Below are 22,152 nucleotides of genomic sequence, written 5' to 3' on the forward strand. Positions count from 1 at the left end.
GTCGGCTCTCCGGGGGAGGGGAGGTGGGTCACGGGCAGCGGGTGGGTGGGGGAGGGGCGTCGTGCGTGCGGGGCAGGCCGAGCAAGGGGAGGGCCTGGGCGATGGTGGTGCCCGGGGCGGTGAGGGTGTCCCAGTGGGTGTGCACCTTGGCGGTGATGCCGGGCGTGGCGAGCATGAGCTTGGCGTAGGCGACCTCGGCGGGTCCCCACGCGAGCATCGCCTGGCGTCCCAGGTTGACGTCGGCGTAGAGCATGCGGGGTGGCTCGGGCGGCGACGACTGGCCGGCGATCCAGAGGGCGAGCATCATGCGGGCCTGACCACGGGCGTCACACGGCGTCCGTCCCTGAGCCCCGTCCGGGGTCCCGTCCGGGGTCTCGGCCGGTGCGTCGGCTGCGGCCCTGCTGAGTGAGCCGCGGAGCCCGGTGGCCCACAGTCCCACCCCCTGGGCCAGCATGGTGCGCTGGTCCGGGTGGCCCCAGGTCATCGGGGCCTGCAGGGGTGAGGCCCCGTCGTGTCCGTAGTACCAGCTCAGCGCCGTCTGCTCGACCCGAGGCAGGCGGCTCCGTACCGGGGCGGGCAGGACCGCGGCGGCCGGGCCGACGGCCTGTTCCCACAGCGGGATCCACGGCTCGTACCCCGGGTAGGCGCAGTACGTCACCCCGTTGCGCAGGGAGCAGCGATGCGCGCCTGGCCCGAAGAAGCGGTCGAACACGCGCCGGTCCACGGTGTCCGGGCCCAGGAGGCCGCCGCCGGGAAGGCGGACCGGGGGTGAGGCCGCCGCGACGGCCCCCGCGGGCGCCGCGACCGCGAGCGCCGCCACGACCGCGACGGCGGGCAGCAGCCGGGGCCGGTGCCTGAGCAGCGCGACCCCGGCGAAGGCCGCGGCGAGCGCGAGCACGTACAGCAGGTGGATCCCCGACGGCCGGTCGGGCCAGTCGGCGCGGTGGTCCTGCATGACCGGCAGCCACCAGCCGAGGAGGTCGTTCTGCGGGTTCGTGTAGATCAGGTAGCCGAGGACGGCGGCCACCATCGGCCCGGCGATGAGCCGGCGCGCCCACCGTCCGACGGCCGCGCCGAGGGTGGCGGCGAGCATCGCGACGGCGACGGCGGTCAGCGGCTCCCACGGGTCGAGCCGTCCGGCGGCGGGCCCGGTGGCGAGCCGGATGGCGAGGTAGCCGCCCATGGCCGCAGCCGTGGCGAGGCCGGCGACGAGGGGCGCGGCCAGCAGGATCGCCCGGGTCCGGTGCTCGGCCCGGCCCGGCAGTCCGGCGAGCGTCTCGGGCATGCCGTGGCGCTCGTCGCGGGAGACGGCCAGCGAGGTGACGACGAGCACCATCGCGGCCAGGCAGGTGGACAGCCCGGTCGCGTGGACCGGGTCGACGCCCCAGTGGGGCTGCTGGCCCCGGCTCAGGTAGGTCTGCAGAACCAGCACCAGCGCGGCGGCGCCCCACACCAGCGGATGCCGGGCCAGCCTGCGCGCCTCGAACAGGAACAGCCGCCGCGTCACGCCGCCTCCCCGAGCAGCGTGAGGTAGCCGTCCTCGACGCCGGGCGCCGTCCCGTGGGCGGCCGGGGGCCGTTCGCCGAGGGTGCGGTAGCGGCCGTCGGCGGTGCGCCAGAACACCCGTGACGCCGGCGGCGCGGTGTCCGACAGCCACACCCGCCCGGCGGCGACCTCGGCGAGCTGGCCGGGTGTCCCGTCGAAGACGGCGCGGCCCTCGCGCATGACGATCACGCGTTCGCACAGCGCCGCGACGTCCTCCGTCTGGTGCGTGGACAGCACCACGGCGCGGCTCTCGCCCATCCGCGAGATCAGGGTCCTGAACAGCATCCGCTGCGCCGGGTCCAGGCCCACGGTGGGCTCGTCGAGGATGAGCAGGTCGGGTTCGCCGAGCAGCGCCTGGGCCAGCGCGAGCCGCTGCCGCATCCCGCCCGACAGTTTGCGGACCTTCGTACCGGCCTGGCCGGTCAGGTCCACCTCGGCCAGGACGCGCCGCACCTCGGCGTGCCGCTGTTCGCGGTCGGTCAGCTCCTTGAGGATCGCCACGTAGTCGACCAGGTCGAACGCGGTGAAGTGCGGGTAGAAGCCGGGGTCCTGCGGCAGGTAGCCGAGCCTGCGCCGCAGCGCGGTCCGCTGGACGGGGTCGGCCGGGTCGAGGCCGAACGCGTCGACGGACCCGCCGTCGGGGGCGAGCGTGGTGGCCAGGCAGCGGAGCAGCGTGGTCTTGCCGGCGCCGTTCGGGCCGAGCAGCCCGGTCACGCCGGTGCCGACGGCCAGGTCGAGCCCGGCGAGCGCGTACCGCCCGCCGTACCGTTTGGTGAGGTTCGTCACAGTGATCATCTGATGCTCATCCGGTAGAGGCGGAAGGACAGGGACAGGGCGATCAGCCCGTACGCGACCTGCGCGGCGGGCCCGAAGGCGGTCAGCCAGCCGCCGGTGAGGTGGCCCGCGCCGACGACGGCCAGCCACAGCGCGCCCACGGCGAGCGCGGAGACGGGCACGGGCAGGCGGTGCGACAGGGCCAGGCAGGCCGAGGCGGCGGCCAGCGACGGCAGCAGCCAGGCGGCGCTCAGGCCGGGCGGCGCGGGCAGCAGCGGCGAGGCGACGAGCGCCAGCGGGGTGGCGACGGCGAGCACCGCCGTGGCGCGGGTCAGCAGCAGCCTCGGCCCGGCCAGCGGAGTCGCGGCCAGCAGCTCGTGCGCCGGGTCGGCGCGCGGCCCGTAGGCGAGCGCGATCCCGGTCAGCGGCAGCACCGGCGCCAGGATGAGGAACGCGGGCAGCAGCTCGGCCTGATGCCGCGCCGCCAGCACGCCGAACGCCAGCGCGGCCACCACCGCCGCCATCCAGGCCCGGCTCATCGTCGGCGTCGCCGACAGCAGCCTGGCCAGGTGGCCGGGCACGCCGCCGAGCCGCAGCAGGCGCTCGCCCCAGCCGGGGCGCGGCCTGATCAGCTCGGTCTCGATGCGCCCCCAGGACGCCTCCAGCCAGGCGCTCTCGTACGGCACCGCCGCCCGGCACTCGGCGCAGCCGCCGAGGTGGGCGTCCACCGAGGTGGCCAGGGGCGCGGCGAGCGTACCGGCGAGATAGCGGTCGCGTAGTTCGTCGGAGATGTGCCAGCTGGTGGTCATGACAGTTCCTCGCGTAGCCGGGCCCGGGCGCGCATCGCGCGGGACTTGACCGTGCCCTCCGGGATGCCGAGCAGGTGCGCGGCCTCCCTGGTCGTGAGGCCGTCGAGCACGGTCGCCTCGATCACCGCGCGCAGCTCCTGGGGGAGTCGCGTCAGCGCCCCGCCGAGGTCGCCGTGCTCGACGCCGAGCAGGACGACGTCCTCGGCGGACGCCGACACCGGCGCGTGTGCCGTCTCGCTCTCGCCGGTGCCGATCCAGCGCGAGCCGCGCCCGCGCAGCGCCGAGACGAGCCGGCGGATCGCGATCGTCCACAGCCAGCCCGCCGCGTTGCCGCCGTCGAACCGGCCCGCCGACCGCCACACGGCCAGGAACGTCTCCTGGAGCGCGTCGTCGACCACGTCCGGGTCGGGGCAGCGGCCGGCCAGCCGGGCGCGCAGCCAGGGCGCGTGACGCTGGTGGAGGATGCGCAGCGCGGGCGTGCTGCGCGCGGCGACGGCCGCGAGCAGCTCGGCGTCGGAGCTGTCGGCGCCGACGCCGGGCGGGGGCTCGCGCCGCCGGAAGGGGAACGCTCTCACACCCCCTCTATCGCACACCGGGAGCCGCCCGGTTCGCGGCGGGTTGACCTTGACGCTGCGTCAACGAGTTCACTGATGCCGACCCCCCGCGCAACCATCACGAGGAGTGACTTCGCATGCGACCGACCCTGCCGTTCGAACGGCCCCGTCCGCTGGCGCCGCCGCCCGAGTACGCGCGGCTGCGGGCCGAGGCGCCCGTCGCGCCCGTGCTCGCCCCCGACGGCCGGCCCGCCTGGCTCGTCACCTCGTACGACGCGGCGGCGGCGGTGCTGGGCGACCGCCGGTTCGGGCTCGCGCCGGCCGGTGAGGCGCAGCCGGGCAACGACACGCTGTTCCAGGACGGCGAGGCGCACGCCCGGCTGCGCCGCCTGGTGGCGAAGGCGTTCGCCCCCCGCACGCTCACCGCGCTGCGGCCCCGGGTCGGGAAGCTGGCCGGGGAGCTCGTGGCGGCGATGACCGGCCCGCGCGCCGACCTGGTCGAGGACCTGGCCACGCCGCTGTCGATCGGCGTCATCGGCGAGCTGCTGGGCGTGCGCGCCGCCGAGCGGGACCGCTTCCGCGCGCTGGCCGACGCGGCGGGCGAGGCCGACTTCTTCTTCGGCGGGGAGGAGGAGGTGGCCGCGGCGGCGCGGGCGTGGGAGGCGCTGGGTGCGTACGCGGCCGAGCTGGTGGAGGCGCGGCGGCGCGACCCCGGCGACGACCTGCTCAGCACGCTCGTCGGCGTGCGGGACGCCGATGACGGGCGGCTGGGGGACGCCGAGCTGGTCGCGATGGTCACCACAATCGTGTCGGGCGGCTACGTGTCGGCCCGCAACGCGATCGCCGTCGCCGCGCTGCGCCTGCTCGCCGAGGACCGCCTCGCCGACGCCGCAGGACCCGCCGGGGCGCCGGACGCTGTCGTGGACGAGGTGCTGCGGATGCAGTCGGGGCTGACCGGTGAGCCGTTCCCCCGCTACGCCCACGAGGACGTCACGCTGGCCGGGACCCGGATCGCGGCCGGTGACCTGGTGCTCGTCCGGCTGGAGGCCGCGCACCGGGACCCGGCGCACTTCCCGGACCCGGACCGGTTCCTGCCGGGCAGACGGTCGAGCCCGCTGCTGGTGTTCGGCCACGGCGCGCACTACTGCCTGGGCGCGGTCCCGGCCCGCGCCCAGGTCGCCGCCGCCCTGGACGCGCTCGCCCGGCAGCGGCCCGGCCTGCGCCTGGACGGGCCGGTGGAGGCGATCGAGTGGATCGAGACGGGCCCCGACCTCGGGCCGAAGGCCGTGCCCGTCGTCCTCCACGAGTTTGACTGACTGGTCATTCATAATAAGCTGGCGGCATGGCACCGAAGAGAGTCGACCATGACGCGCGCCGCGAGGAGATCCTCGCCGCCGCCGTCCGGGTCTTCGCCCGCAAGGGCTTCGCCGCGACCCGCATCGAGGACGTCGCCGCCGAGGCGGGCATCGCCAAGGGCAGCGTCTACCTGTCCTTCGACAGCCGGGAGGCGATCCTCGAAGCCGCCTTCGCGGCCCTGAACACCGCCTGGCAGGACATCCTGCGCCAGGCCCGCGAGGGCGGCGGCGACCCCCTCGACCGGCTCGCCGCCCTGGTGCGCTCGGTCGTCGAGGTGGCCTCCCGCGAGCCGGAGCTGAGCCGGGTGCTGCTCGACCTGTGGGCGCTCGGCCGCGGCGACCCCGCCGCCCCGCTGGACATGGCCGGGCTCTACGACGACTACCGCGCCGCCGTCGCCGGCCTGCTCGCGGAGGCGGCCGGGCAGGGGCTGGTACGGCCCGGCACGGGGGAGAGGGAGGCCACGGTCGTCGTCGGCGCCGTCGAGGGCTGCCTGCTTCAGTGGATCATTGACCCGCGCCTGCCGATCGGCGACCTGGCCGGCCCGGTCGTCGCCGTGTGCCTCGACGGGCTGCGCGCATGACCGCGGGGGAGCCGCGCGGCCTCGGCAGCCGCGTCAACGGCCTGCTCGTCGCGCCGGGCGCCACCGGCGCCGAGTCGCTGCTCGCCTACACCGCCGCGCTCACCGGCACGCTCGTCGCGGTGTGGCAGGCCGACGGGCTGCCCGCGCTCGCCGTCGTGGTGATCGCCGTGCTGGCCTTCGACCTGTTCGGCGGCGCGACGGTCAACGCGACCGCCGCCGCCAAACGCCGCTTCCACGGCCCCGGCCGCACCCGGCGTCACCACCTGGCGTTCGTCGCCCTGCACGGGCAGCCGTTCCTGCTCGCGCTGACCGTGCCCGGCGTCGGCTGGGGCGGGGCGGCGCTGGTGTACGGCCTGGCCCTGGCCGGGGCGGTCGCCGCGCTGGCCGTCCCGGCGGACCTGCGGCGGCCGGTGGCGTACGCGGCCACGGTCCTGGCCATCGCCGTCTCCTGCGCCGCCATGCCGGTCGCGCTGGCCTGGTTCGCCCCGGTGCTGTTCGTCAAGCTGCTGCTCGCGCACCTGCTCCCCGAGTGAGTCACGGCAGGGCCCCGAGTAGGGCAAGATTGATCCCTTTCTTGCGCACGACTTGAGGAGCCAGCATGGACCGCAGACGCTTTCTCACGCTGACCGGCGCCGCCGGGGCCGCCGCCGTGGGGCTCGCCCGGCCGGCGCACGCCGCCGCCGCGTACCCGTACTTCAACCGGCGCGTCCCCGACGCCGCGCACACCAAGATGGGCGAGCTGGCCCGCTACGGCATCGCCACCTTCGCGTTCACCCCGTCCAACGGCTGGGTCATGGTCACCCGCGACGGCCGTTACGCCGCGGCCGGGGTGCCGTCGGAGTGTTTCGCCGAGCTCAAGAAGCTGCTCGCGGCGGGCAGGAAGGTGCACTGCGTGGCCTTCCCGCCCGAGGGCGGCAACCGGTGGCTGATCACCACCGACACCGGGGTGACCGCGCGCAACGTGCCCGAGGAGTGCTACCAGCGCGTCCTCGCCTACTACAAGGCCGGTCAGCAGGTCGTGCACGTCGCCTTCCCGCCCGCCGGAGGCAACCGGTGGGTGGTGGTCGGCACCAAGGACGCCTTCTCGCGCGGCATCGACGACGAGTGCTACCAGATGATGCGCAACCTGACCCAGGGCGGCCGGCGGATCACCCGGGTGGCGTTCCCGTACACCGGCGGGTGGGTGGTCGTCGCGCAGGACGAGTTCCACGTGCGCGGCATCGACGACGAGTGCTTCAAGGAGATGAACGACCTGGCCGCCGGCGGCTGGGAGGTGCACAACATAGCCTTCTCGCCGGTCGGCGACGGCTGGTCGCTGTGCTCGCGCGGCCAGGCCCCCGCGCTGCCCGCCGACCCGGTGCGCAAGGTGGAGAACTCGGTGCGCGGCGCCACCATCTGGCAGCGGATGCGCGACTACGGCACGCCCGGCGTGGCGATCGCGGTGGTGATCGGCAACCGGGTCGCCTGGTCCACCGGCTACGGGTGGCTGGAGGCGGGCGGCGGCGCGGCCACGCACCCGGAGTCGGCCTTCCAGGCGGCCTCCATCAGCAAGGCCGTCGCCTCGGTCGGCGTGCTGCGGCTGTCCCAGACGCTCGGCCTGCCGCTGTCGGGCGACGTGCGGCCGCATCTGGGCTGGACGCTGCCGCGCCGCGCGTGCGTGCCGGAGGGCTCGGCGCCGACGATCGACCGCCTGCTCACCCACCGGGGCGGCGTCATCGGGCGCGGCTCCACCTCGCCCGCCGAGGCGTGCTCGGGCTTCGCGGCCGGGGGCGGCGGCTTCGCCGGCTACGGGCCGGGCGTGAGCGTGCCCTCGCTGCTGCAGGTCATGAACGGCGAGGGCAACTCGCCCAGGATCGAGCTCACCACCGAGCCGGGCGCCGAATATCACTATTCGGGCGCCGGGTTCGTGCTGCTCCAGCGGATGATCGAGGAGAAGACCGGCCAGTCGCTGGACGCGTACATGACGCGCGAGGTGTTCGGCCCGCTCGGCATGAAGACCAGCTCGTACGCGCTGTCGCCCGCCTTCGAGCTGGCCTCCGGGCACACCTCGACGGGCGCGGTGATCCCCGGCAGGCGCAACCGCTACCCGGAGTCGGCCGCTGCCGGGCTCTACACCTCCGTCCTGGACCTGGGCCGCCTGATGGCGTGGCTCAACCGGGCGTGGAGCGCCACCGGCGACATCGCCGGCCCGCTCACCAGGGCCTCCGCGCGCACGCTGCTCACGCCCGGCCCTCAGCCGGACATGGGCCGCGGCCTGTTCCTCGCCAACCGGGGGACGCGCGACTTCTCCTACACCCACGACGGCTCCAACTACGGGTTCAAGTCCGTGTTCAGGGGCTATCCGGAGCTCGGCGCGGGCTACGCGATCCTGGTGAACGGCAACCAGTCCGGCCTGGTGAACGAGATCGCCGCGGCCGTCAGGTCCGTCTACGGCTGGGCCTGACCGACCGGCTCGGCCCAGTCGATCACGTACCGCTGCTCGGGGCCGACGGCGCGCTCGGGCGCCATGACGGTGCGCATCGCGAGCGGCATCAGGATCGGCATCAGCGCCCGCGCCACCGGCCCGGGAGCCTTGGCGTGGTTGATGCGCGAGGCGCGTGCGCGGCGTCGCCGACCAGCGCCATCCGGCCCCGGTGCCAGCGCGGCAGGCTCGGCATGATCTTCAGCGAGCCGAGGACCTGGAGCCGGTCGGGGCTGGTGGCGCGGATCAGCTCGGCGCCGGGGTCGTCGCCCGCGTGGACCTCGGCCAGGACGCGCAGCCACTCGGCGGCGGGGACGGCGCGGGCCTCGGCCGGGCTCCAGGGCCGGTCCTGGGGCAGGTTGGCGCCCCACTCGGTGCCGCCGCCGGGGTGGCGCCGGTAGAGGTAGAAGCCGCGCCTGCCGAAGGCGTAGACGATGGTGCCGGGGTCCTCGGGCACCTCCACGTCGGCGATCGACTCGAAGCCGAGCAGCCCGGTGTGGAGAGGGCCGGGCGCGGCCGGGTCGATCAGCGTGCGGACGGTGGAGTTGACGCCGTCGGCCCCGACGAGGATGTCGGCGCTCGCCGTGGAGCCGTCGGCGAAGCGGGCCACGACGCCGGGGCCGGGCTCGTCCACGGACACCAGGCGGCGGCCGTGCTCGATCCGCACGCCCTCGGCCCTCGCCCGCTCGTGCAGCGCCCGGTGCAGGTCGGCGCGCCACAGCAGGCGTAAGGAGGGCACGCCGGGCAGCGCGGGGATCTCCATCCGGCGGCGCCCGAAGGCCATGACCATGCCCGGCATCGGCCGGGAGACGGCGAGCACCGCGTCCTCGGCGCCGACGGCGCGCAGCGCGGCCAGGCCGTTCGGCGCGATGGCCAGCGAGCCGCCCACCCCGTCGGCCGTGGTGGGATAGGCCTCGTACACGGCCGCGTCGATGCCGGCCCGGCGCAGCGCGATCGCCGCGACGGGCCCGGCGACGCCGCCGCCGATCACGATCGCCGTCCTGACGGTCATGTCCGCGCCTCCGTGAACTCCTGCCAGGCCCGGACGTAGGCCGGGTCGCTGAGCGATGCGACGAGCTCGGTGACGAAACGCCGTTCGGCCTCCAGCAGGGCCAGCCGGTAGCGCTCCTCGGCCAGGAACACCCACAGCACGCCGTCGCCGGCCGCGGCGGCGAGCACGCCCTCGACCTCGGCCACCTGCTCGTCCAGCGTGGCCAGGCGGCGGCCGAGCAGGGCGGCGGCCTCGGCCGGGTCGAGCACCGACAGCAGCGACAGGGCGACCCCGAAGTGCGGATACTCCTCGCGTGGCTGGGCGACCAGCTCGCCCAGCCACGTGTGCAGCTCCTCCCGGCCCTCGGGGGTGATGCCGTAGATGGTGCGCTCGGGCCGCTGGGTGTCGCGCACGGTCTCCCGCTCGGCGACGAACCCGGCCTTGCGCAGCTGCTCCACGACCATGTAGAGGGAGCCCCGGTTGTACTTGATGTTGCGGTCCTTGCCGTGCTCCTTGAGCCGGCGCCCCAGCTCGTACGGGTGCATCGGCTCGGCCGTCAGGTAGGCGAGCACGGCCAGGGCCAGCGGGTTGGCCACCTTGCGCGGCATCCGGCAACTCCCTCAGTTAGTCGGTTTCGACTAGTCGATACCGACTATAACTCAGGAGTCGAGTACCCACAGCTGGTTGGTGCTGGAGGAATTGCAGCGATCGGCGAAGACGGCGTGGGTGAACCCGGAGCGCCCCTCCATCAGGCACCGGTCCTTCAGGTGCTTCCAGCGCAGGAGCTGCCAGTCGCCGCCCATCCGCTCCCGGACCAGGCGGACGGTGAAGCGCTGCCGCTTGTTCCCGGCCTGGCAGCGGCGCGCCAGGACGGCGTCACGTGCCGGGGCGTCGGCGCAGGGGCGGGAGGCGCCGAGGCTGACGAACTGGCCGTGCTTGGTGCGCCGCCAGCGCAGCGCCTTGGCGTACGGGTCGCAGGACCAGGTGTGCAGCAGGTGGCCGAGCTTACGCACGGTGCGGTCCTTGCCGACGCCCAGGCACCCGCCCGACGAGACGTTGCGGATCATGAACCCGCGCTCCGCCGCCGCGGCGGGGGCGGCCGGGAGGAGCGTGGCGACGAGCGTGACGGCGGTGACGGCGATCCCTAATCGTCTGATCATGGCCCGGGATGCTAGCCGGGCGTGAAGACCCGGCCAAGCTGCCGGTCGACGAGCGCGACGGCCTCCTCCGGCGTGCGCTGGCCGAGCAGCACCCGCGACATCAGGCCCTCGGCCCCCGCCACCAGGAACGCCGCCTCCGCCTCGACGTCGACGTCCGGGCGCACCTCGCCGCTCTCCAGCCCGCGCGCCAGCAGCCCGGCGACGAGGACCTCCAGGGCGAGCGGGGCGTCGTGGGCCACCGCGGCGAGCGCCGGATCGGCCAGGAACCGGACGAAGTACGCCACGTACACCAGGTGCCGGTTGCGGCGCTCCTCGTCGAGCGGCAGCAGCTCCATGAGCACGCCGCGCACCAGCGCCCGCGTGCCGGGCTCGTCGCCGAGCAGCTCCAGCCGCCGCCGGGCCCGCTCCTCCGCGTCGGCGTTGAGGATCTCCAGGGCGCCGAGCAGGAGCTGGTCGCGGGTGCCGAAGTAATACTGCAGCAGCCTGGCCGAGACCCCGGCCTCGGTGGCGACCTGCCTCAGCGTGACGTCCTCCAGGCCGCCCCGGGTGGCCAGCCGCCACACGGCCTCGGCGATCTGGCGTCGGCGCAGGTCATGGTCCGCCTGTCGGGGCATGGTGCGACCGTACCATGATCAGGCGGGCAGGGTCTCGCCGGTCTCCAGCAGCGTCTTCATGCTCGACAGCAGGGCCGGCCAGCCCTCGGAGACCATGTCGCGCAGCGTGCTGCCGGGGTCGAAGCCGTCGTGCACGACGGTCAGCTTGACCGTGTCGCCGTGCGGTTCCAGGTCGAACGTGACCTTCGTCCGGCCCTCCGCGGTGAGCCGGGCGAGCGTCTCGGGGCTCACCCCGGCGGCCTCGGCCCACTCCGGGGTGAAGGTGTGCCAGGTGTAGGACAGGCGGCGGCCGGGCTCGGACTCCAGCACGACCTGCTCCGGGTGCGCGGTCCTGCGGCCGTTCTCGTCCCAGGTCATGGGGGAGCCGGGCGTCCAGTCGGTGTCGAAGGAGACGCCCCAGTAGCGGCGGGTGAAGGCGGGGTCGGTCAGCGCCTGCCACAGGCGCTCGGGCGTGGTCCTGATGTAGGTGGTGTAGACGAAGGCGTTCATGGCGCTCTGCTCCAGTGTGGTGCGCAGGTCGTGCAGCGCCTGTGCGCGCTGCCGGTCGTAGCGGCCGATCCACCGCTCGGCGATGGCGTTGATCGGCGCGGCGTCGAGGTAGTGCAGCTTCTCCCTGCCGCGCCGGATGGTGGTCACCAGGTGGGCGGCCTCCAGCACGGCCAGGTGCTTGCTGACGGACTGGCGGGCCATGTCGAGCCCGGCGCACAGCTCGCGCAGGCTCTGCCCGTTGCGCGCGTTGAGGCTGTCGAGCAGCCTGCGGCGGCTCGGGTCGGCCAGCGCCCGGAACACCTCGTCCATCCGCACTCCCCATGACATGCAGCCATCTGGCTGCCTTTCGAGGATAAGCAGCCGGACAGCTGCATGTCAAAGGGTCCCTACGCGTCCCTGCGCCGCAGCAGCAGCCCGCCGGCGCCGAGCGCGCCCGCCGCCCATACGGCGAGCACCGCCAGCCCCTCCCAGGGGCCGAGCGGCAGCCCCGCCGGCTCGGTGACCTGCACCGTCAGCCCGGCGTTCATCGGCGACACCCGGTAGAGCAGCCGCTGCCAGCCGGCGTCCCGCACCAGGAACGTCAGCAGCGCCGGCAGGTAGAGCAGCCCGAGCACCGTCCCGGCCGCGACGGCAGGATCGCGCACGGCGACGGCCACGCCCAGGCTCAGCAGCCCGGCCAGGGCCAGATAGAGCACCGACCCGGCCGCCGCCCGCAGCACCGGCCCGTCCGCGAGCGACAGCGCCTCGCCGCCCGGCAGCAGCAGCCGCGCCGCGGCCAGCGAGCCGAGCACCGCCACGCTCCCGGCGGCCAGCGTCAGCCCGCAGAGCAGCACGGCCTTGGCCGCCAGCACACCGCCCCGGCGCGGCATCGCCGTCAGCGTCGTGCGGATCATCCCGGTGCCGTACTCGCCGCCCACCGACACCACCGCCAGGATCGCCACGACCGCCTGCCCGGCCACGATCCCGGCCAGCGCGGTCCTGGCCACGTCGTACGGAGGGTCCGCCAGCACGGCGGCCACGGCGGCGCCCACCCCTGCGGTGACCAGCACGACGGCCGCCAGCAGCCACCCGGTGCCCGGCGCCGTGCGCAGCTTGGTCCACTCGGCGCGCAGGAGCCGGCTCACGCGTCCCTCCGGCGCAGCGCCGCCACGGCCAGGCCCAGCGCGAGCGCCGCGTAGGCGGCGAGCACCGCGAGCCCGCCCCACGGCGGCAGCGGATAGTAGCCGAGCACCGGCGCGTAATGCCCGGCGACCTGCGGATACTCCATGACCGTCTGCTGGACGGCGAACCCGGCCGCCGGCGTCAGTCGCAGCAGCCAGCGGGCCGCCTCCAGCGGCAGCACCGAGACCGTCGCCAGGAAGTACGGCAGCACGATCACCGCCACGGCCACGGCGACCGCGAGCACCCCGCGCCGCAGCAGCGCCCCCAGCGCCAGCGCCAGCACGGCGGCCAGCGCCAGCAGCGCCGCGCTGCCCACCACCACCCGCGCCCCGGTCAGCAGGCTCACCGGCAGCACCCGGTTGCCGTTCGCCTCCAGGACGCGCACGCCGAGCGGCACCGTGACCGCGGCGGCGGCCAGCCCGGCGGCGAACGTGACCGTGCCGACCACGATCGCCTTGGCCGCCAGCACTCGCCCCCGCCCCGGCGCGGCGGCCAGCGTGATGCGGATCAGCCCCCCGCGGTACTCGGCGGCGGCGAACCCGGCCGCCACCACGACCACCACGACCAGCCCGGCGAGCAGGCCGGTCAGCGTCTGCTCGGCCCGCATCCCGCCCTCGTCGCCGGCCGGCGCGATGTCGCCGGTGCCGGTCACCGTGAACGTGTCCCCCTGGCGGACGTGCCGGCCCGGGTGGTGCGGCGCGCCGCCGGGCCCCACGGTGACGCCGACGTCGTCGTGGCTCCACGCCCCGCCGGTCGCCGCCCCCCGCACGCCGACCTGCTCGAACGCGGCCGTCGCCTCGGTGAAGCGCTGCGCCGCGACCGTCCCGCCGAGCACGTCCTGCGAGAACGTCAGGTCGCCCGGCGAGGTGACGAACAGCCCGATGCGCACCGACTCCGGCAGCCCGGCCAGCGTGGCCGTGCCCACCTCGGCCCACGTCCGGCCGTCCGGCGACTCGAACCCGGTGAGCTCGTCACCCGAGCGCACCAGCCGCAGCCACACCGGCGCGGACGCCGCCGTCCCGGCCCTGTCCTCGGTGAAGCCGTGCTGCATGCGCACGCCGTGCCCGCCGGTGACCATGACGGCGGCGTACGCGGCGCCCTGCCTGGTGCCGTCCTTGACCATGACGCCCGCCTTCGCCCACGGGACGACGCCGGGCACGAGGTTGGTGACGCCCGGCCGCTCGTCCGGCTTGCGGATCCGCCCGGTCATCGACGCGACCCTGGCCGTGATGGCGCCGTCGCCGTCGAGACGCTGGTGGACGAAGAAGAACCGGTCGGTCACCGCCTCGCCGCCCGGCCCCACCGGCGGCGCGGGACAGGCCACCTCGACCGCGCCCATGCCGCACGACGCATGGCTGCCCGCCGCGGCCTGCAACCCCAGCCCGGCGGTCAGCGCCACGGCCGCCACCAGGCCGAGCACCCAGCCGCGCACGGTCCTGAACTTGGTCCACTCCGCGCGCACCAGCCGCCGGAACCCGCTCATCGCGCCGCCCCCCGGAACTCCACGGCGTCGCGGGTCAGGTCCATGTACGCCTCCTCCAGCGTGGCGCGGTGCGCGCTCACTTCGGCGAAGGGCACCCCGTCCCGGGTCAGCAGCTCCACCACCCGCTCGGCCGCCAGCCCACCGGCGGTCAGCGTGTCCCGGCCCGTCGCGGCCACCGTCGCGCCCGCCCGCGCCAGCGTCTCCATCGCCTCCGCCCGCGCCCGCGTCCGCAGCGTCACCCGGCCGCCGGAAGCCGCCTCGATCAGGTCCGCCACGCTCGTGTCGGCCACCACCCGCCCCCGGCCCGCCACCACGAGATGGCCGGCCGTGTCCTCCAGCTCGCTCATCAGGTGGCTCGACACCAGCACCGCCCGCCCCTCGGCGGCCAGCGACCGCAGCAGGCCGCGCATCCACACGATCCCGTCCGGGTCCAGCCCGTTGAACGGCTCGTCCAGCATGAGCACCGGCGGGTCGCCCAGCAGTGCCGCCGCGATGCCGAGGCGCTGCCGCATCCCCAGCGAGAACCCGCCGGCCCGCCGCCGCGCCACCGCCGCCAGCCCGGCCAGCTCCAGCACCTCGTCCACCCGCCGCCCCGCGAACCCCTGCGAGTGAGCCAGCCACAGCAGGTGGTGGCGCGCGGTCCGGCCCGGCTGCGGCGCCGCCCCGTCCAGCAGCGCGCCGACGTGCGCGAGCGGCGTGCGCAGACTCCGGTACGGCCGGCCGCCCACCAGCGCCGTGCCCGCGTCGGCGGCGTCCAGGCCGAGCACCACCCGCATCGTGGTGGACTTGCCCGCGCCGTTGGGCCCGACGAACCCGGTGACCCGCCCCGGCGTCACCGTGAACGACATCCCGTCCAGCGCCGGCACCTCGCCGAACCGCTTGCGCAGCCCGGCCACTTCGATCGTTGCCTCCATGTCCGGGAACCCTAGGGGCGACCACCCCGCCCGGTCGTCACGGTGCCGAGCCATCTCGCAGGTCACGGGCGCGAGCGACGCGGCATCCCTCCTGGGAGGGATGCCGGGACGCCGGCGGGCGGGAACAATGGGCACCTGTGAAACCAGGGGAGGTCCGGCAGCGGTGGCGGCGGCTGCTCGCCGCGAGCCCGCACACGCCGGCCCTGCCGACAGCCCGGCCGGCGCTGCTGCCGGCGCTGCTGATGTCACTGGTGGTGGCGCTCGCGGTCGCCGAGTCGCTGGCGCACGCCGGTGACGCGCCGCTGACCGGCCATCCGATGGGCGTCCCGGCCCTGGGCCTGCCACCGGGGGAGCCCGGGCCGGCCGGGCAGGGGCCGGGCGGGCGGCCGCTCGCGTTCGTCGGTCACGCGCTGCTGGCGCTCGCCACCACGCTGCCCGCCGGGCTGCTCCGGGCCCGCCCCCTGGCCGCCGCCGCGCTGGTCACCCCGGCCACCGTCGTATCCCTGGCCGCCTTCCAGACCCTCACGATCGCGGGCGCCGCCGCCCAGCTCGTCACCGCCTACCGGCTCGGCCGGGCCGGTCCCGCGCGGGACCGGCCGTGGGCGCCGCTCGTGCTCGCCGGCGTGCCGTTCCCGCTGCTGGCGCTGGCCGGCCACCTGGGCGGCGGGACGGGCACGTACGCGGGGACGCTCACCATCGCGCTGGCCGCGCTCGTCCCGGCGACGCTCGCGGCCGGCGCGGTCCGGCACGCCGCGCGCGTCACCGCCGCGCACGAGGAGCTGGCGGGCACGCTGCTGGAGCACACCGCGCGCGGCGAGCGCGCCCGGATAGCCCGCGAGCTGCACGACGTCGTCGCCCACCACATCTCCATGGTGAGCGTCCAGGCCGAGACCGCCCGTCTCACCACCCCCGGGCTGCCCGCCGCCGGCGCCGAACGGCTGACCGCCATCGGCGACACCGCCCGCGCCGCCCTCACCGAGATGCGGCGGCTGCTCGGCGTGCTGCGCGAGGACGCCGGCGGCGAGCCGGGGGAGCGGCGTCCTCAGCCGGGGCTGCGCCTCGGCGAGCTCAACGCGCTGGTCGACGAGGCGCGCGAGGCCGCCGGCAGCGCCACCCGGCTCATCCTCACCGGACCGCCCGTCCCGCTCGACCCCGGGGTGGAGCTCGCCGCGTACCGGATCGTCCAGGAGGCGCTCACCAACGCGCGCAGGCACGCGCCCGGCGCGGCCGTCGACGTGGAGCTGCACTACGGCGGCGGCCTGCTGCGGGTGCGCGTCCGCGACAACGGCCCCGGCGGCCCCGGCTCTCCCGGTGGAGGGCACGGGCTGACGGGGATGCGGGAGCGGGCGGCCGCCGTCGGCGGCGAGCTGCGGGCCGGGCCAGGTCCGGGTGGCGGGTTCATGGTCGAGGCGACGCTGCCGGGGGCCGCCGCATGATCCGCGTCGTCGTCGCCGACGACCACCTCGTCGTGCGCACCGGGTTCGCCGAGCTGCTCGGCACCCAGCCCGACTTCGCCGTCGTCGCCACCGCCGCCGACGGCATCGAGGCCACCCGCCGCCTGGCCGGGCCGGACGGGCCGCGCGTGCTCATCCTGACGACGTTCGACCTGGACGAGTACGTCTACGACGCGCTGCGGGCGGGAGCCAGCGGCTTCCTGCTGAAGGACGTGACCGCCGAGCGGCTGTTCGACGCGGTCCGGGTCGTCGCGGCCGGTGAGGCGCTGCTGGCCCCGGCCGTGACGCGCCGGCTCATCGACGAGTTCGCCCGCCAGCGTCCCGGGCGGCCCGTCGGCTCCCTGGCCGGGCTCACCCCGCGGGAGACCGAGGTGCTGCGCCTGGTCGCGGAGGGGCTGTCCAATCCGGAGATCGCCTCCCGGCTCACGATCACCGAGGAGACGGTCAAGACCCATGTGAGCCGGGTGCTCGGCAAGCTCGGCCTGCGTGACCGCACCCAGGCCGTGGTGGCCGCCTACGAGTCGGGCCTGGTCGTCCCACGCGCACGGCCATAACACCGTAATAGGGGCAAATTGCGTCGTCGCGCGGGCGGCCTCCCCCGCATACCGTGACAGCACTCCCCAACTCTCAGAGGAGGCTCCATGTCAAGAGCCTTACGCGCTCTGTTCGCTCTCGTCCTCGGCGTCACGGTCCTGCTCGTCAGCTCGCCCGCGCAGGCGGTCACCGTGCTCCGGTACGACGCGTCCAGGGCCGCCGAGTTCCGCGGCGTGGTCGACCAGGCCGCGCAGATCTGGAACTCCAGCGTGACCAACGTCCGGCTCGAACCCGGCACCCCCGCCCACTTCATCGTCTACGCCGACAACGGCTGGCCCCGCGCCATGCCCACCAGCCTGGGCCGAGGCTACGTCTGGATGGGCCGGCAGGCCACCGCCCAGGGCCACAACGCGCTGCGCATCGCCACCCACGAGATCGGCCACATCCTCGGCCTGCCCGACCGGCGCACCGGCCGCTGCACGGACCTGATGTCCGGCGCGAGCGCGGGCACCTCCTGCACCAACCCGTACCCGAACGCCGCCGAGAAGGCCGAGGTCAACGGCAACTTCGCCGGCGCCTCGCCGCGGGTGGAGTTCGGCCAGGTCCACGTCAACCGCTGACCTCGTCCGGATGAAACGGTGACGCCCTGTTGCGCGGCGGCGCGAACGCTGTTGCGCTGGGCGTCATGGCACGCGTTCTCCAGGCCGTCACGGCGCTCGCCGTGACGGCGGCGGCGGCCGGCCCGTCAGGGGTGGGCCGCGCCGCCGAACTGCGTTACGCGGGCGCGATGATCTCGCCCGTGCTGGTCGCCGACAGCACGCGCCACGCGCGGCACGGCGACGTGCTGTCCTCCGGCGGCGGGCGGGTCCTGTCGCCGGGCGGGCGGTTCCTGCGTTTTCCGGCCGGCTCCTGCCTCGCGCCGCCGTGCGCGCAGGCGATCATCGTGCCGCGCGTGCCGGACGGGCTTGGCGAGCTCGGCGGGCCGGGCCCGTTCGCGTTCGGGGCCGCCGTCCGGCTGACGGCCGAGCCGCCGCGGGCCGCCGGGATGAACGTGTGGCAGCACGGCCTGGCCGGGCCCGGGCACGCGCAGTGGAAGCTGCAGGTGGACGGGGGAGTGCCCGCCTGCCGGTGGTCGGACGGCGCGGGCGTGGTGCTGCTGCGCCCGGCGGCGCTGCGGCTGCCGGTGGGGCGCTGGTACGTGCTGCGGTGCGCGCGGGTGTCACCGGTGCTGTTCGAGCTGCGGGTGTTCGACCGGGGGAGCGGGGCGCCGGTCGTGGCGCCGGTGTACGCGACGGGGAGGCTGGGCACGATCCGGCCGAGGGGAGCGCCGACGGTTGGCGGCAAACGGGTGGACCCGGCGCGGGACGACCGGCAGACCGACCAGTTCCACGGAGATCTGGACGACGTGTATTTCGCCTACCAGTGATCTACTTTGTAAAGGCGCCGGGATTGTACACATCATCCAGGGTACAAACTTCGCAACCCGCACCGAACGCACCAGCAGAGATCTGCTGAATCATTGCCCTGCGTGACGGCTCTTGCCCGGACCGCCGGGAAGGGGGCGGAACAGGGGAGGTGGCCCGTGGGAACGACATCCGTATGGATCGAGATGCTGGGACGGGACCTGCGGGTCGTCGACACCGGCCGGTTCGCGGAGGGTCGCAGCGGGCTGGCGCTGCCCGAGGGCAGCGGGCTGCGGGACCTGATGGCGGCGCCCGCGGCGAAGGAGGCCGAGCGGCGCCTGCGCGAGGTGCTGGCCACGGGCGAGCCGGTGGTCGACTGGTGGCAGGTCATCCGGCCGCGCGAGCCCGGCGGCGAAGAGCGATGGGTGTCGATGTCGGCCTTCCGGATGGAGGACCACGGGGAGCCGTCGGGCGTGCTGGTGGTGTTCGCGGAGGTGGGCTCCGAGGACCCGGGGCGGCGGCTGGAGCTGCTGTACCGGTCGGCGGCGAGCATCGGCGCGTCGCTGGACGTGGTGGGGACGGCCGAGGACCTGGCGGGCGTGCTCGTGCCGGGCCTGGCGGACCTGGCGGCGGTGGACCTGTCGATGGCGGTGCTGAACGGCGAGGAGCCGTCGCCGCTGCAGCCGGGCGTGGCGCTGCGGTTCCACCGGTGCGCGGTGAGCGGGCCGTGGCCGGAGGGGACGGCCCAGGCCGGGTGGGAGCTGCCGCCGATTCCCGAACTCCGCGAGATGCAGGAGTTCTGGCTCGGGCAGTCGCTGCTGTCGCTGACCGCCGAGGAGGCGATGCGGCTGCTGGGGGACCGGCCGGAGCTGGTGCGGCTGCTGGTGCCGGAGAACGCGCGGGCGATGCTGTGCGCGCCGTTGCGCGCCCGGGGGATGCTGCTGGGCGCGGTGACGCTGTGGCGGGCGGCGGGCTCGGACCCGTTCGACGACGAGGACACGCGGCTGCTGGCGGAGATCGGCTCGCGGGCGGCGCTCGGGCTGGACAACGCGCGGCGCTACGCGCAGGAGCACCGCGCGGCGGTGACGTTGCAGCGGAGCCTGCTGCCGCAGGTGCCGGCGTCGCTGACGGCGGCGGAGACGGCGGGGGCGTACGTGCCGGCGGGCGGGGCTTCGGGGGTGGGGGGCGACTGGTTCGACGTGATCCCGCAGTCGTCGTTGCGGGTGGCGTTCGTGGTGGGCGACGTGGTGGGGCACGGGCTGCGGGCGACGGCGGCGATGGCGAGGCTGCGTACGGCGATCCAGGCGCTGGCGGACCTGGACCTGTCCCCCGACGAGCTGCTGGCCCACATGGACGACCTGGTGGTGCGGCTGGCCGAGGAGTCCGACCTGGAACGCGTGGACGTGATGGAGGCCACGTGCCTGTACGCGGTGTTCGACCCGGTCACGCGGCGGTGCGTGATGGCCAGCGCGGGGCATCCGCCGCCGGTGGTGGTGCCGCCCGGAGGGCCCGCGGCCTTCGTGGAGATGATGCCGGGGCCGCCGCTCGGGGTGGGCGGCATGCCGTTCGAGCCGGTGGAGGTGACGCTGCCGGACGGGGCGGTGCTGGCGCTGTACACGAACGGGCTGGTGGACGCCGACGACCACGACCTGGACGGGGGGATGGACTCGCTGCGGCGGCGGCTGGACGGGCTGTGCCGGCCGGACGGCTCGCTGCGGGAGATCAGTGACCGCTTGATGACGGAGCTGTCGCCGGAGTCGCGCGCCGACGACGTGACGCTGCTGCTGGCGCGCACGCATGGGGTGCCGGAGGGGGACATGGCGTCGTGGGAGTTCCGGGCGGATCCGTCCATCGTCGCGCAGGCGCGGATGGTGGCCAACGAGCAGTTGTCGCTGTGGGGGCTGGACGCGCTCGCGTTCACGACGGAGCTGATCGTGAGCGAGCTGGTGACGAACGCGATCATGCACGCGGGTGAGCCGGTGGGCCTGCGGCTCATCCGCGACCGGCGGGTGCTGGTGTGCGAGGTGTCGGACCCGAGCAGCACCCAGCCGCGGTTGCGGCGGGCGCGCGAGGTCGACGAGGGCGGGCGGGGGCTGTTCCTGGTGGCGCAGCTGGCGGCGCGATGGGGGAGCCGCTACACGCCCGAGGGCAAGACGATCTGGACGGAACAGCCGATCGGTTAGGGCAGGGGCGGCCTGCCGCGCACGACGCCGGTGGTGAGGGCGCCGACCTCGCCGATCTCGATGTGGACCGTGTCGCCGGTGGCCAGCGTGAACGGCAGGTCGGGGACGAGGCAGGTCCCGGTGGCCAGCACGACGCCGTCAGGGTGCACGTCGGCCGCGAACAGGTGCGTGACCAGGTCGTCGAGGCGGCGGTGCAGCTCCGCCGTGGAAGCCTCGCCTGACCAGGCGAGGCCGCCGTCCCGGTGGATGCGCATGCTGATCGGCAGCGCGTACGGGTCCGGGACCTCCCAGGCGGGGCGGATCGCGGGGCCGAGGGCGCAGGCGCCCAGGTAGACCTTGGCCTGGGGCAGGTAGAGAGGGTTGGCGCCCTCGATCGTGCGGGAGCTGACGTCGTCGCAGACGGTGTAGCCGGCGATCTCGCCGTGGGCGTTGACGACGAGGGCCAGCTCGGGTTCGGGGACGTCGATGACGGAGTCCTGGCGGACGGCGATCGTGCCGCCGGGGCCGACGACGCGCCAGGCGGTGGACTTGAAGAACAGCTCGGGGCGTTCGGCGTCGTAGACGCGCTCGTAGACGTCGGCGTCGGCCTCGCTCTCGGTGACGCGGGCCTGGCGGGAACGGCGGTAGGTGACCCCGGCGGCCCAGACCTCCATGCGGCCGTCGACGGGGGCGAGGGGGGTGCCGGGGGCGGGCTCCGGGGGCGTGCTGTCGGCGGCGGTGGTGACGAGGTCGCGCAGGTCGTCGAGGGGGAGGCGGAGAAGTTCCGGGAGGGGGAGCGGGAGAGGGTGCACGGTGTCGCCGGCCTGAACTCCGGCTCGGATCTCGCCATTCCGGGCATAGCGCACGATGTGCCTCATGGAGTCGATCGTAGGCGGACCGCCGCCGCCGGGCGGCGCCCGGGGCCCGGGGGCGAGGGGGGCGCGGGGCCGGGGTGCGGGGCCGGGGTGCGGGGCCGGGGCCCGTGCGGCGGGGTCGGCCTACAGGTCGGTGACGCGGCCGTTCGCCCAGGCCCAGGCGGCGATCGCCACCCGGTTCCGCGCGCCCACCTTGCGCTGGATGGCCGCGATGTGGTTCTTGACGGTGCCCGGCGACAAGAACAGCTCGGCGGCGATCTCCCCGTTCGTCCTGCCCTGGGCGACCAGGGCGACGATCTCGTCCTCCCGCTCGGTGAGGACGACGGCCGTCGCCTCCCGGGGCAGCGCGCGCTCGCGCAGCAGCCGTACGGTGAGCTGCGGGCTGATCAGCATGTCGCCGTTCACCGCGGCCCGCACCGCCTCCACGAGCAGCGCGGGCCCGGAGCGTTTGAGCACGAAGCCGGAGGCCCCGTGCCGCAGCGCCGCGTGCACGTACTCGTCCAGCCCGAACGTCGTCACGATCACCACGTGCACGCCGGTGCCCGACAGGGCGCGGGCCACCTCGATGCCGTCGGCGCCCGGCATGCGGATGTCGGCGAGCACCACGTCCGGCCCGATCGCCCGGGCGGTCTCGATGGCGGCCAGCCCGTCGGCGGCCTCGGCCACCACGGTGATGTCGGGCTGGGCGTCGAGGATCAGCCGGAACGCTTCACGGATGCCGCTCTGGTCGTCGGCGATGAGGACACGGGTGGCCATTCACGCCATTGTGTCAGGCGCGCTGTGTCGGGGCCGCCGGGTCAGGGTCGCTGTGTCGGGGCCGCTGGGTCAGGGCC

23 protein-coding genes are annotated in these 22,152 nt (G+C 75.3%); 9 read left to right on the forward strand and 14 right to left on the reverse strand.

What is annotated here, in order from left to right:
* Positions 1-28: 28 nt before the first annotated feature.
* From ACBI99_RS27635 to ACBI99_RS27650, 4 genes are read right to left on the reverse strand one after another with little or no spacing between them, the layout of a single operon-like run.
* Positions 29-1,507 carry a hypothetical protein gene (locus tag ACBI99_RS27635; protein ID WP_375073842.1) on the reverse strand — a complete coding sequence of 493 codons (1,479 nt, stop codon included), beginning with the start codon at positions 1,505-1,507 and terminating at the stop codon, positions 29-31.
* Positions 1,504-2,340, reverse strand: a complete 837-nt coding sequence (locus ACBI99_RS27640) for an ATP-binding cassette domain-containing protein (RefSeq protein ID WP_219517566.1) — start codon at positions 2,338-2,340, stop codon at positions 1,504-1,506. Before ACBI99_RS27640 ends, ACBI99_RS27635 begins: the two co-directional genes overlap by 4 nt.
* A complete protein-coding gene (locus ACBI99_RS27645) occupies positions 2,337-3,128 on the reverse strand; it encodes a zf-HC2 domain-containing protein (RefSeq protein ID WP_219517568.1) in 792 nt (263 codons plus the stop codon). Before ACBI99_RS27645 ends, ACBI99_RS27640 begins: the two co-directional genes overlap by 4 nt.
* Positions 3,125-3,703: an RNA polymerase sigma factor gene (locus ACBI99_RS27650; protein ID WP_219517570.1), complete on the reverse strand. Its 579-nt coding sequence runs from the start codon at positions 3,701-3,703 to the stop codon at positions 3,125-3,127. The genes ACBI99_RS27645 and ACBI99_RS27650 overlap by 4 nt, the downstream gene beginning before the upstream one ends.
* A 116-nt stretch (positions 3,704-3,819) precedes the next feature.
* Between ACBI99_RS27650 and ACBI99_RS27655 the strand changes: the two genes are divergently transcribed.
* From ACBI99_RS27655 to ACBI99_RS27670, 4 genes are all read left to right on the forward strand, one after another.
* Positions 3,820-4,998: a cytochrome P450 gene (locus ACBI99_RS27655; RefSeq protein WP_375073843.1), complete on the forward strand. Its 1,179-nt coding sequence runs from the start codon at positions 3,820-3,822 to the stop codon at positions 4,996-4,998.
* Between the two features lie 26 nt (positions 4,999-5,024).
* Positions 5,025-5,618: a TetR/AcrR family transcriptional regulator gene (locus ACBI99_RS27660; RefSeq protein WP_375073844.1), complete on the forward strand. Its 594-nt coding sequence runs from the start codon at positions 5,025-5,027 to the stop codon at positions 5,616-5,618.
* Positions 5,615-6,151, forward strand: coding sequence for a hypothetical protein (locus ACBI99_RS27665; RefSeq protein WP_375073845.1), 537 nt, complete (start codon positions 5,615-5,617; stop codon positions 6,149-6,151). The genes ACBI99_RS27660 and ACBI99_RS27665 overlap by 4 nt, the downstream gene beginning before the upstream one ends.
* Positions 6,152-6,216: 65 nt before the next feature.
* Positions 6,217-8,061 carry a serine hydrolase domain-containing protein gene (locus ACBI99_RS27670; protein WP_357593292.1) on the forward strand — a complete coding sequence of 615 codons (1,845 nt, stop codon included), beginning with the start codon at positions 6,217-6,219 and terminating at the stop codon, positions 8,059-8,061.
* 100 nt (positions 8,062-8,161) lie between these two features.
* Here the strand turns inward: ACBI99_RS27670 and ACBI99_RS27675 are convergent, their stop codons facing one another.
* The 8 genes from ACBI99_RS27675 to ACBI99_RS27710 form a co-directional block, all read right to left on the reverse strand.
* Positions 8,162-9,091: an FAD-dependent oxidoreductase gene (locus ACBI99_RS27675; RefSeq protein ID WP_375073846.1), complete on the reverse strand. Its 930-nt coding sequence runs from the start codon at positions 9,089-9,091 to the stop codon at positions 8,162-8,164.
* A complete protein-coding gene (locus ACBI99_RS27680; RefSeq protein ID WP_219517581.1) occupies positions 9,088-9,678 on the reverse strand; it encodes a PadR family transcriptional regulator in 591 nt (196 codons plus the stop codon). The genes ACBI99_RS27675 and ACBI99_RS27680 overlap by 4 nt, the downstream gene beginning before the upstream one ends.
* Before the next feature lie 51 nt (positions 9,679-9,729).
* Positions 9,730-10,230 carry a hypothetical protein gene (locus tag ACBI99_RS27685; RefSeq protein ID WP_375073847.1) on the reverse strand — a complete coding sequence of 167 codons (501 nt, stop codon included), beginning with the start codon at positions 10,228-10,230 and terminating at the stop codon, positions 9,730-9,732.
* Between the two features lie 11 nt (positions 10,231-10,241).
* Complete coding sequence (locus tag ACBI99_RS27690; RefSeq protein ID WP_375073848.1) at positions 10,242-10,844, reverse strand: TetR/AcrR family transcriptional regulator; 603 nt, start codon at positions 10,842-10,844, stop codon at positions 10,242-10,244.
* Positions 10,845-10,862: 18 nt separating this feature from the next.
* Positions 10,863-11,642 (reverse strand): ArsR/SmtB family transcription factor, encoded by a 780-nt coding sequence (locus tag ACBI99_RS27695; protein ID WP_375073849.1) that lies wholly within the window; start codon positions 11,640-11,642, stop codon positions 10,863-10,865.
* Between the two features lie 77 nt (positions 11,643-11,719).
* Complete coding sequence (locus ACBI99_RS27700; protein WP_375073850.1) at positions 11,720-12,457, reverse strand: ABC transporter permease; 738 nt, start codon at positions 12,455-12,457, stop codon at positions 11,720-11,722.
* Positions 12,454-13,977: a hypothetical protein gene (locus ACBI99_RS27705; protein WP_375073851.1), complete on the reverse strand. Its 1,524-nt coding sequence runs from the start codon at positions 13,975-13,977 to the stop codon at positions 12,454-12,456. Before ACBI99_RS27705 ends, ACBI99_RS27700 begins: the two co-directional genes overlap by 4 nt.
* Positions 13,974-14,891, reverse strand: a complete 918-nt coding sequence (locus ACBI99_RS27710; RefSeq protein ID WP_219517593.1) for an ATP-binding cassette domain-containing protein — start codon at positions 14,889-14,891, stop codon at positions 13,974-13,976. Before ACBI99_RS27710 ends, ACBI99_RS27705 begins: the two co-directional genes overlap by 4 nt.
* 137 nt (positions 14,892-15,028) lie before the next feature.
* On the opposite strand from ACBI99_RS27710, the gene ACBI99_RS27715 reads away from it, so the two are divergent.
* From ACBI99_RS27715 to ACBI99_RS27735, 5 genes are all read left to right on the forward strand, one after another.
* Entirely contained in the window at positions 15,029-16,327 is a 1,299-nt protein-coding gene (locus ACBI99_RS27715) for a sensor histidine kinase (protein ID WP_375073852.1), read from the forward strand.
* Positions 16,324-16,899, forward strand: coding sequence for a LuxR C-terminal-related transcriptional regulator (locus tag ACBI99_RS27720; RefSeq protein WP_375073853.1), 576 nt, complete (start codon positions 16,324-16,326; stop codon positions 16,897-16,899). The genes ACBI99_RS27715 and ACBI99_RS27720 overlap by 4 nt, the downstream gene beginning before the upstream one ends.
* 87 nt (positions 16,900-16,986) lie before the next feature.
* Positions 16,987-17,499: a snapalysin family zinc-dependent metalloprotease gene (locus ACBI99_RS27725; protein WP_219517596.1), complete on the forward strand. Its 513-nt coding sequence runs from the start codon at positions 16,987-16,989 to the stop codon at positions 17,497-17,499.
* A 65-nt stretch (positions 17,500-17,564) separates the two neighbouring features.
* Positions 17,565-18,305, forward strand: a complete 741-nt coding sequence (locus ACBI99_RS27730) for a hypothetical protein (RefSeq protein WP_219517597.1) — start codon at positions 17,565-17,567, stop codon at positions 18,303-18,305.
* Between the two features lie 156 nt (positions 18,306-18,461).
* Positions 18,462-20,465 carry a SpoIIE family protein phosphatase gene (locus ACBI99_RS27735; RefSeq protein ID WP_219517598.1) on the forward strand — a complete coding sequence of 668 codons (2,004 nt, stop codon included), beginning with the start codon at positions 18,462-18,464 and terminating at the stop codon, positions 20,463-20,465.
* On the opposite strand, the gene ACBI99_RS27740 is transcribed toward ACBI99_RS27735, so the two are convergent.
* Both ACBI99_RS27740 and ACBI99_RS27745 read right to left on the reverse strand, forming a co-directional pair.
* Complete coding sequence (locus tag ACBI99_RS27740; RefSeq protein ID WP_375073854.1) at positions 20,462-21,322, reverse strand: fumarylacetoacetate hydrolase family protein; 861 nt, start codon at positions 21,320-21,322, stop codon at positions 20,462-20,464. The genes ACBI99_RS27735 and ACBI99_RS27740 overlap by 4 nt on opposite strands.
* A gap of 120 nt (positions 21,323-21,442) precedes the next feature.
* Positions 21,443-22,075, reverse strand: a complete 633-nt coding sequence (locus tag ACBI99_RS27745; RefSeq protein ID WP_375073855.1) for a response regulator — start codon at positions 22,073-22,075, stop codon at positions 21,443-21,445.
* Positions 22,076-22,152: the final 77 nt, after the last annotated feature.

Origin of the sequence: Nonomuraea sp. ATR24, assembly GCF_041950485.1 — a bacterium.
GTDB classification, from domain to species: domain Bacteria; phylum Actinomycetota; class Actinomycetes; order Streptosporangiales; family Streptosporangiaceae; genus Nonomuraea; species Nonomuraea ceibae.

Bases quoted from the DNA above. Each gene is read 5' to 3' on its own strand.
- ACBI99_RS27710 (WP_219517593.1), bottom strand. From the start codon at position 14,891: ATGGAGGCAACGATCGAAGTGGCCGGGCTGCGCAAGCGGTTCGGCGAG.
- ACBI99_RS27690 (WP_375073848.1), bottom strand. From the start codon at position 10,844: ATGCCCCGACAGGCGGACCATGACCTGCGCCGACGCCAGATCGCCGAG.
- ACBI99_RS27675 (WP_375073846.1), bottom strand. From the start codon at position 9,091: ATGACCGTCAGGACGGCGATCGTGATCGGCGGCGGCGTCGCCGGGCCC.
- ACBI99_RS27640 (WP_219517566.1), bottom strand. From the start codon at position 2,340: ATGATCACTGTGACGAACCTCACCAAACGGTACGGCGGGCGGTACGCG.
- ACBI99_RS27660 (WP_375073844.1), top strand. From the start codon at position 5,025: ATGGCACCGAAGAGAGTCGACCATGACGCGCGCCGCGAGGAGATCCTC.
- ACBI99_RS27670 (WP_357593292.1), top strand. From the start codon at position 6,217: ATGGACCGCAGACGCTTTCTCACGCTGACCGGCGCCGCCGGGGCCGCC.
- ACBI99_RS27740 (WP_375073854.1), bottom strand. From the start codon at position 21,322: ATGAGGCACATCGTGCGCTATGCCCGGAATGGCGAGATCCGAGCCGGA.
- ACBI99_RS27655 (WP_375073843.1), top strand. From the start codon at position 3,820: ATGCGACCGACCCTGCCGTTCGAACGGCCCCGTCCGCTGGCGCCGCCG.
- ACBI99_RS27695 (WP_375073849.1), bottom strand. From the start codon at position 11,642: ATGGACGAGGTGTTCCGGGCGCTGGCCGACCCGAGCCGCCGCAGGCTG.
- ACBI99_RS27705 (WP_375073851.1), bottom strand. From the start codon at position 13,977: ATGAGCGGGTTCCGGCGGCTGGTGCGCGCGGAGTGGACCAAGTTCAGG.
- ACBI99_RS27730 (WP_219517597.1), top strand. From the start codon at position 17,565: ATGGCACGCGTTCTCCAGGCCGTCACGGCGCTCGCCGTGACGGCGGCG.
- ACBI99_RS27665 (WP_375073845.1), top strand. From the start codon at position 5,615: ATGACCGCGGGGGAGCCGCGCGGCCTCGGCAGCCGCGTCAACGGCCTG.
- ACBI99_RS27745 (WP_375073855.1), bottom strand. From the start codon at position 22,075: ATGGCCACCCGTGTCCTCATCGCCGACGACCAGAGCGGCATCCGTGAA.
- ACBI99_RS27685 (WP_375073847.1), bottom strand. From the start codon at position 10,230: ATGATCAGACGATTAGGGATCGCCGTCACCGCCGTCACGCTCGTCGCC.
- ACBI99_RS27720 (WP_375073853.1), top strand. From the start codon at position 16,324: ATGATCCGCGTCGTCGTCGCCGACGACCACCTCGTCGTGCGCACCGGG.
- ACBI99_RS27645 (WP_219517568.1), bottom strand. From the start codon at position 3,128: ATGACCACCAGCTGGCACATCTCCGACGAACTACGCGACCGCTATCTC.
- ACBI99_RS27725 (WP_219517596.1), top strand. From the start codon at position 16,987: ATGTCAAGAGCCTTACGCGCTCTGTTCGCTCTCGTCCTCGGCGTCACG.
- ACBI99_RS27680 (WP_219517581.1), bottom strand. From the start codon at position 9,678: ATGCCGCGCAAGGTGGCCAACCCGCTGGCCCTGGCCGTGCTCGCCTAC.